Genomic DNA, 8452 nt, shown 5'->3' on the forward strand with positions numbered 1-8452 from the left:
ATATACTATTGTCTATCTTTAGATTAACTGTACTTTTGCCGCTTCAAAATTATAGCCATGACTGAATTTATTAGAAAAAGAGCAGCGAATGCGAAGAATGATATTTTAAGTGGACTTACAGTTGCATTAGCTTTAGTTCCAGAAGCAGTAGCTTTTGCCTTTGTAGCAGGTGTTGATCCTTTAGTAGGGCTGTATGCAGCATTTATGATTGGGTTAATTACTGCCATTTTTGGAGGTAGGCCGGGTATGATTTCTGGTGCAACTGGTGCATTAGCAGTAGTTATGGTAACGCTAGTATCAAGAGGGAATGCTATGGGGAGCCCCGATGAAGAGTTAGGCTTGTATTATCTTTTTGCAACGGTTATTTTAATGGGAATTATACAAATGATGGCTGGAGTATTTAAACTAGGTAAGTTCGTTAGATTAATTCCTCACCCTGTAATGATGGGGTTTGTTAATGGTCTGGCAATCGTTATATTTTTGTCTCAGTTAGGTATGTTTAAGGAGAACATAAAGGATATTTATGGTAATAATATGATTAAGACAGAGTCGGTAGAAAAAATTATGACAATTACCGATAATCAAGTTTATGATGGCAATACAGGTAAATTACTCTTTGTAAAAGATAATAATCAGTTATTAGATGCTGACAGCAATGCCTTAAGATATAATATAAGTGATGGTCAGGTATATGATACTTCAAATAATGAGGTTAAATTTAATATTGAAAATTCCGCAATATATTCTATTGAGAAAAAAGGATTTGCGAAACAATGGATTCCGAGTAAAGAATTAATGTGGATGTCAGGGCTAGTATTATTAACCATGTTATTAATGTTTGGATTACCTAAAATATCTAAAAAAATACCTGATGGTTTGGTGGCAATTTTGGTAGTATCAGCAATTGCTATCTTCGGACAATTAGATGTTGCTACAGTGGGTAGTTTTATTGCCGATGGGGGAGGAGAAGGTTTAAAAGGTGGTTTGCCTAAATTTCAATTCGATATATTTAATAAAGTTCCATTTACTTGGGAAACCTTTGTGTTTATTGGTCCGTATGCATTGATTTTAGCAGCTATTGGTTTAATTGAATCTCTAATGACTTTAAATTTGGTTGATGAGTTAACCGAAACACGAGGAAATTCAAATCGTGAATGTTTAGCACAGGGTGGAGCAAATATTGTAACAGGATTTTTTGGAGGTATGGGAGGTTGTGCAATGATTGGTCAATCTATTATAAATATAAAAGGTGGTGGTCGTGGTAGATTGTCAGGTATTGTAGCCGCATTGGCTTTGTTAGGTTTTATCCTATTTGCATCTGGTTTAATTGAACAAGTTCCCATTGCGGCCTTAGTTGGGGTTATGTTTATGGTGGTTATTGGTACGTTTGCTTGGTCTAGCTTTAGAATATTAAATAAAATTCCAGTAAGTGATTTAATTGTACTGATTCTGGTATCAGGTCTTACTGTAATTTTCGATTTAGCCATCGCCGTTATAGCAGGTGTAATTGTTAGTGCCTTGGTTTTTTCTTGGGAAAACGCCAAACGGATTCGTGCTAGAAAACGGATGAAAGAAGATGGTACTAAAACATATGAAATTTGGGGACCATTATTTTTTGGAAGTATTCAAGAATTTACCAATAAGTTTGATGTCAAAAATGATCCAGAAAAGGTGGAAATAGATTTTGTGGAATCACGTATTAGCGATCACTCTGCGTTAGAAGCAGTATTTAATTTAGTAAATAAGTATGAGGCTGCGGGTAAACAAATTCAACTAAAGCACTTGAGTGAAGATTGTAAAGAGCTACTTTACAAATCGAATCCTAAATTCAGAGAAGTTATTGTAGAAGATATAGACGATCCACGTTACCATTTAGCAGCAGATCCAGAAAGATTTACTAAGGGGTTAGGGGAGTATGACAATTTATAATACTAAATATAAAAAATGCCCATCCAAGATGGGCATTTTTTTTATTTAATGTTATTTCAATTTCTTGTCTTTGTAAGTTGAAATACCAAAAATTTCGTAAACAGGACTGAAACTCACTAAGCTTGATAACAATGCAATTCCTCCCAAAAGTAATAGAATTAACCCAATAGTACCTGTAACTGTTTTGGAGAAGTAAAGAGTTGTCATTACAATAAAAATTATGATTCTGATAATTCTATCAATTTTACCTAAATTTTTAGTCATAATTTAATTATTTATACTTATTTAAGACGTACCGTCAATTAATTATAAAATTGAAAAAATCATTGATATATATAAACTATGCTGCAACTTTAGTCACCGGTATAAAGTTTTAATACCATTTATTAGTTGTTTTAGTTTACCTACATTTTCTAGTTTCTTCATAACTTGGCAAATCACTTTTCATCATGTACCTAATTCATTTTCAAATTGACGATGAGATATATGAATAGGATTTTTATGAGTTAAGTCTATTTTATCCTGTAAGTATTTAAACTATCCAGATGTTAAATCTGGACTTAAATAAGCGAGTGTATTTTTTTTGGCTAGTTTCAAAAAAATTAAAAATTTTATTTTTGTAAATTATAATGTGTGAATTTAACAATTAAATTTCTTTTAAGAAAAAAATTATAAGTGTAATTTTATCACAAATAAATAATTAACCCAACAACTTATTAATTCATTTAACATTTTTATACTTATAAAATCAAAATACTGGCCATGAAAATCTATCAAAAAGAACTAATATTAACACCTAAAAAGAGAGGTTTTCATATCATTACGAATATAGTAGTTCAGAGTATTCCTGAGCTTAAACAAATAAATGTTGGAATGTTACAGGTATTTATAAAACATACTTCTGCAAGTTTAACGATTAACGAAAATGCAGATCCAACGGTAAGACAAGATTTTGAAAGTCATTTTAATAAAACAGTACCAGAAAATGCACCATTTTATATGCATACTTATGAAGGTTCTGATGATATGCCAGCACATATTAAAGCATCTCTACTAGGGGCTTCAGTACAAATACCTATAACTGATGGGGAATTAAATTTGGGAATTTGGCAGGGTATATATCTTTGTGAGCATCGCAATCATTCTAATTCAAGATCCATTGTTATTACCGCTTTTGGAAATTGACGCTATGTATTGAGAGCTACTACTGCTTGCTGTTATTCTTTAATTTTGCTTTCAGCAACTGTTCTAAAACTATTTCCACCCCTTGTTCAAGATTACTTTTGGTTAAAAAATTAGCAACCTCCTTTACATTTGGATGAGCATTTTCCATGGCATAACTAAAATGTGCCAATTCAAGCATTTCTAAATCATTATTGTAATCGCCAAAAACCATAGTTTCATCTTTAGTAACTCCCATACTTTGCTGTAAGTGACTAAGAGCATAACCTTTGTTAGCATTTAAGTCTGAGATATCTAACCAGTTTTGACCTGATACTTTAATTTTTAATTCATTTTCTAAATGTTTCAGTTTAGGATACAAAAACGTTTCTGAAGAATTAAAATGATAAACGGCAATTTTAAGAATGTCATCATTAGTTATTTCAGTAAGGTCTTTAACAATTTCATAGGTGTTATAAAACTCATCAAATAGCGAAATGAATGTTTTATCTTCAGTTTCAATATACGCACTTCTTTTACCACATAGCACAATGTAACCACCCACAATTTGACGTATCAAAGGAATGAGTTGTTGTATTTTTTCATCAGGTAAGTGGGTCAACATAATTTCTGTTTTACCTTGCCTAGCAATACCACCATTTTCTGCTATTATAGTAATTTCATCCTTTATAGTTTCTAATTTAGAAGTCATACTTTGGTATTGCCTTCCACTCGCGGCAACGAAATGTATATAACCTTTTAATTGTTCGTATAGGCTGAAGAAACGAGAACTAACTTCGTGATTGGCATTTAACAATGTGCCATCCATATCAGTCACTACCAGTTTTACTTTAGATAAATCCATTATTATAATTTTTATACAAAATTAAGCATCTTAATGAAGCTACAATTAATTTAGAGATTTAATTTATGCCTTAATAGTGGTCATAAATATACAACTAGAAACAAAAAAAAATCCCGAACTTAAGTTCGGGATTTTTAATAAGTAAGAATATTGTTATTTATTTAACTTTATCTACAACTGCTTTAAAAGCATCAGGATGATTCATTGCTAAATCAGCCAATACTTTTCTGTTTAACTCAATATTATTGGCTTTTACTTTACCCATAAATTGAGAATAAGACATTCCATGTTGACGTGCACCAGCATTAATACGCTGAATCCACAACCCTCTAAAGTTACGTTTATTGTTTTTTCTATCACGGTAAGAATAAGACATTGCTTTTTCTACCGCGTTTTTAGCTACTGTGTAAACGTTTTTACGTCTTCCAAAATAACCTTTTGCTTGTTTTAATATTTTTTTTCTACGAGCTCTTTTAGCTACTGAATTTACCGATCTTGGCATAATTTTAATTGTTTTTTGTATCAGGCAGTCTCTAATTTATGGAGACATTTTTTAGGCACTAATACATGGTTTATAATAATTACCTATAAACTTAACTTGCGATTAAGTTTATTTTAATTTTAACATTTTCAACACGTTCATTTTATCAGCCTTATGTACTAATCCTGAATGTGTTAATTTAAGCTTACGCTTTTTAGATTTTTTAGTCAATATATGACTCTTAAAAGCGTGCTTTCTTTTAATTTTACCAGTACCAGTTAGCTTAAAGCGTTTTTTGGCACTAGATTTTGTTTTCATTTTAGGCATTGTCTCCTACTTTTATATTTATTCTTACTTACTTTCTAAACTCTGTGATTGTTGCAATTGATACGAAACTATTTCTTTTTCGGTGCAATGAACATTGTCATACGCTTACCTTCCAATCGCGGTAATTGCTCTACCTTTCCATACTCCTCTAAGTCAGTGGCTAATTTTAATAATAAAATTTCACCTTGATCTTTGTAAACAATAGATCTACCTTTAAAAAATACATATGCCTTAAGTTTAGCACCTTCGCTTAAAAACTTAATGGCATGTTTCTTTTTGAAATCGTAATCATGATCGTCAGTATTCGGACCAAAACGGATTTCTTTCATTACAACTTTACTCGCTTTTGCTTTTAAAGCTTTTTCGCGTTTTTTCTGTTCGTATAAAAACTTCTTGTAGTCTATTACCTTACAAACGGGCGGAGACGCATTGGGAGATATCTCCACAAGATCTAGTTCTAGCTCTTCAGCAATTTTCTTTGCTTGAGCTAAAGGATAAACTCCTATTTCTACGTTATCTCCAACTAAACGAACTTCTTGAGCTCGAATGTTACCGTTTATGCGATGTGCATCTTCTTTTTGTATTCTCCAAGGTTTTCTACCCCCTTTTCTACGTATTGCTATGACTGTAAATTTTTAATTAAACTTAAACTCCTGTAATGTACTCTTTATTTCTTTACTTACCAAGGAAGAAAACGCTTCTATGGTTATTTTTCCTAAATCTTCGCCTCCGTGTTTTCTCACAGAAATCGTTTCGGTATTTTCTTCATCTTCTCCAATGATAATCATAAACGGAATTTTAGTTACTTCAGCGTCTCTAATCTTTTTACCCGTCTTTTCATTTCTATCATCAATCAAGCCGCGAATTTCGTAATTTTCCAGCAATTGTAAAACTTTTTTGCTATATTTTTCATATTTCTCACTGATTGGCAATAAAATAACCTGCTCAGGCATAAGCCACAGTGGAAAGTTGCCTCCTGTATGTTCTAATAATAAAGCAATAAACCTTTCCATAGATCCAAACGGTGCTCTATGTATCATTACAGGTCTATGTAATTGGTTGTCAGCCCCTTTGTACGTCAAATCAAAGCGTTTAGGTAAATTATAGTCCACCTGAATGGTTCCCAATTGCCAGCTTCTTCCTAGAGCATCCTTAACCATAAAGTCTAATTTCGGCCCATAAAAAGCTGCTTCACCTTCTACAATAACATAATCTAATCCTTTATCTTTAGCTGCATTAATAATTGCTTGCTCTGCTATTTCCCAAGTTTGAACATCACCAATGTACTTATCTAAGTTCTCCATATCTCTAATAGAAACTTGCGTAGAAAAGTTTTCAAATCCTAAACATTTGAATACATATAATACGAGGTCTATTACATTTTTAAATTCCTGGTCTAATTGCTCTGGGGTACAGAATATATGAGCATCATCTTGTGTAAAACCTCTAACACGAGTTAAACCGTGTAATTCTCCACTTTGCTCATACCTATATACGGTACCAAATTCAGCAAAACGTTTTGGTAAGTCTTTGTAAGAATAAGGTTTGTTATTATAAATTTCACAATGATGTGGACAATTCATCGGTTTTAACAAAAACTCTTCATCTTCTTTAGGTGTATGTATCGGTTGGAAACTATCTTCACCATACTTAGCATAATGCCCAGAAGTTACATATAACTCTTTTTGCCCTATATGTGGTGTTATCACCATTTCATAACCTGCTTTCTTTTGTGCTTTTTTCAGGAAGTTCTCCAATCTTTCACGTAAAGCAGCTCCTTTTGGTAACCATAAAGGTAAACCTTGCCCCACCTTTTGTGAAAAAGTGAAAAGCTCAAGTTCCTTACCTAATTTTCTATGATCACGTTTTTTTGCTTCTTCAAGTAAATGTAAATACTCAGTGAGCTCTTTCTGTTTAGGAAAAGAAATTCCGTATACACGAGTCAACTGCTTATTCTTTTCGTCACCTCTCCAATAGGCTCCAGCAACACTCATTATTTTTACAGCTTTTATAAAACCTGTATTTGGTATATGACCACCACGACATAAATCCGTAAAGTCGGCATGATCGCAAAAGGTAATCTCACCATCAGTTAAATTTTCAATCAACTCAACCTTAAATTCATTATTTTGTTCCTTATAGTAATGTAAGGCATCAGCTTTTGATATCGCACGTAATTTAAATTCAAATTTTTGACGTGCAAATTCAATCATTTTATCTTCTATCTTCTTAAAGTCGTTGTCAGATAAAGTTTCATCACCAAAATCAATGTCATAATAGAATCCATTTTCAATAGCAGGACCAATAGTAAGTTTTGCGTTAGGATAAAAATGAAGTATTGCCTGTGCTAAAAGGTGAGCTGAAGAATGCCAAAATGCTTTTTTTCCTTCAGAATCCTTCCATGTATATAAAAGTAATGAGCCATCTTTAGTAAGTTCTGTTGAAGTTTCAACAGTGACATTATTAAATTTAGCAGAAATAACGTTTCTAGCAAAGCCTTCACTGATACTTTTGGCAACATCCATTGGAGTGCTATTTTTAGCAACTTCCTTAATTGAACCATCGGGTAATGTAATTTTAATCATATATATAAGGTAAATAAGTTGACAAAGATATTAGAAAAGACATTCTTGTACAATATAATGTCATTTATTATTTGGGTGTTCCCTAAAACCATCACTAATACGTTTCCGTTTAAGTAAGTCTATCTACATACATATAAGGTATGTATTATTAATGTTGTTCTCCGGTTTCAGGGGCAGGCTTTCCGCTGTATCTTTTTATTACGAATGTGATTAAGCGTTTTATAACCTAAAAACGACATATTTAATACAATTGTATACATTATATATAATGGTAACATAAAAAGGATGACGCTTTAATCCTTAACACAAGACCATAAACAATGTAACTAATTCTCGGGTTTATGGGAGCAGGCTTTCCGCTGTATGTTTTTATTATGAAGGATATAGAGCGTTTTGTATCCTAAAAAGCCCATATTTAATGCAATTTTATACACTATATATAATGGTAATATAAAAAGGATGACGCTTTAATCCTTAGCACAAGACCATAAACAGTGTAACTAATTCTCGGGTTTATGGGTGCAGGCTTTTCACTGTATGTTTTTATTATGAATGATATAAAGCGTTTTGTATCCTAAAAAGCCCTTATTTAATGCAATTGTATACATTATATATAAGGTAACATTAATAGAATGACGCTTTAACCCTTAGGCAACATTAAAAACAGCGTAAGTAATTTAAGGGGCAGACTTTCCGCTGTATCTTTTTATTATGAATGTGATTAAGCGTTTTATAACCTAAAAACTACCATATTTAAGACTATAGTATCGATTATATATAATGGTAATGTAAAAAGGACGACACTTTAATCCTTAACACAACATTAAAAATAGTGTAAGTAATAATATTTTTAAAAATAATTTTACACCTAAAACCTTGATGCTAAACTAGGTGAAAATTAAATGGAATTTATATTAAAATATTTGTCTTTTTATGTTGTTAGATAATAAAAAGTGGTGTATGTTTGCACCCGCAATTGAGAGGGGTAGTTGATGAGGTGAGATTGCGTTGAAATGTTGATTTGGTAGTGTTGAAAAAAAATAAAATAAAAATTTAATTTTTTTCTTGCAGGTTTAAAAAAAGGTTTTATATTTGCATCCGCTT

Annotated in this window: 8 protein-coding genes; 2 read left to right on the forward strand and 6 right to left on the reverse strand. The window is 31.9% G+C overall.

The features are described 5' to 3' along the window. Positions 1–57: 57 nt before the first annotated feature. A complete protein-coding gene (locus D3P13_RS20465) occupies positions 58–1929 on the forward strand; it encodes a SulP family inorganic anion transporter (RefSeq protein ID WP_117885266.1) in 1872 nt (623 codons plus the stop codon). 51 nt (positions 1930–1980) lie between these two features. Here the strand turns inward: D3P13_RS20465 and D3P13_RS20470 are convergent, their stop codons facing one another. After that, positions 1981–2193, reverse strand: coding sequence for a YgaP-like transmembrane domain (locus D3P13_RS20470; protein WP_117885268.1), 213 nt, complete (start codon positions 2191–2193; stop codon positions 1981–1983). A 498-nt stretch (positions 2194–2691) separates the two neighbouring features. Between D3P13_RS20470 and D3P13_RS20475 the strand changes: the two genes are divergently transcribed. After that, positions 2692–3114: a secondary thiamine-phosphate synthase enzyme YjbQ gene (locus D3P13_RS20475; RefSeq protein ID WP_117885270.1), complete on the forward strand. Its 423-nt coding sequence runs from the start codon at positions 2692–2694 to the stop codon at positions 3112–3114. Between the two features lie 19 nt (positions 3115–3133). Here D3P13_RS20475 and D3P13_RS20480 read toward each other — a convergent pair whose 3' ends face one another. The 5 genes from D3P13_RS20480 to thrS all read right to left on the reverse strand — a co-directional run bounded on the left by D3P13_RS20480 (position 3134) and on the right by thrS (position 7348). Further along, positions 3134–3955, reverse strand: a complete 822-nt coding sequence (locus D3P13_RS20480) for a Cof-type HAD-IIB family hydrolase (protein WP_117885272.1) — start codon at positions 3953–3955, stop codon at positions 3134–3136. A gap of 157 nt (positions 3956–4112) precedes the next feature. After that, complete coding sequence (gene rplT / locus D3P13_RS20485) at positions 4113–4457, reverse strand: 50S ribosomal protein L20 (RefSeq protein ID WP_117885274.1); 345 nt, start codon at positions 4455–4457, stop codon at positions 4113–4115. A 108-nt stretch (positions 4458–4565) separates the two neighbouring features. After that, entirely contained in the window at positions 4566–4763 is a 198-nt protein-coding gene (gene rpmI, locus D3P13_RS20490; protein ID WP_117885276.1) for a 50S ribosomal protein L35, read from the reverse strand. A gap of 68 nt (positions 4764–4831) precedes the next feature. After that, entirely contained in the window at positions 4832–5347 is a 516-nt protein-coding gene (infC, locus tag D3P13_RS20495) for a translation initiation factor IF-3 (protein WP_262511833.1), read from the reverse strand. A 51-nt stretch (positions 5348–5398) separates the two neighbouring features. Continuing rightward, positions 5399–7348 carry a threonine--tRNA ligase gene (thrS, locus tag D3P13_RS20500; protein WP_117885280.1) on the reverse strand — a complete coding sequence of 650 codons (1950 nt, stop codon included), beginning with the start codon at positions 7346–7348 and terminating at the stop codon, positions 5399–5401. Positions 7349–8452 lie beyond the last annotated feature (1104 nt).

It is taken from the genome of Aureibaculum luteum, assembly GCF_003449015.1.
Taxonomy (GTDB): Bacteria; Bacteroidota; Bacteroidia; order Flavobacteriales; family Flavobacteriaceae; genus Aureibaculum; species Aureibaculum luteum.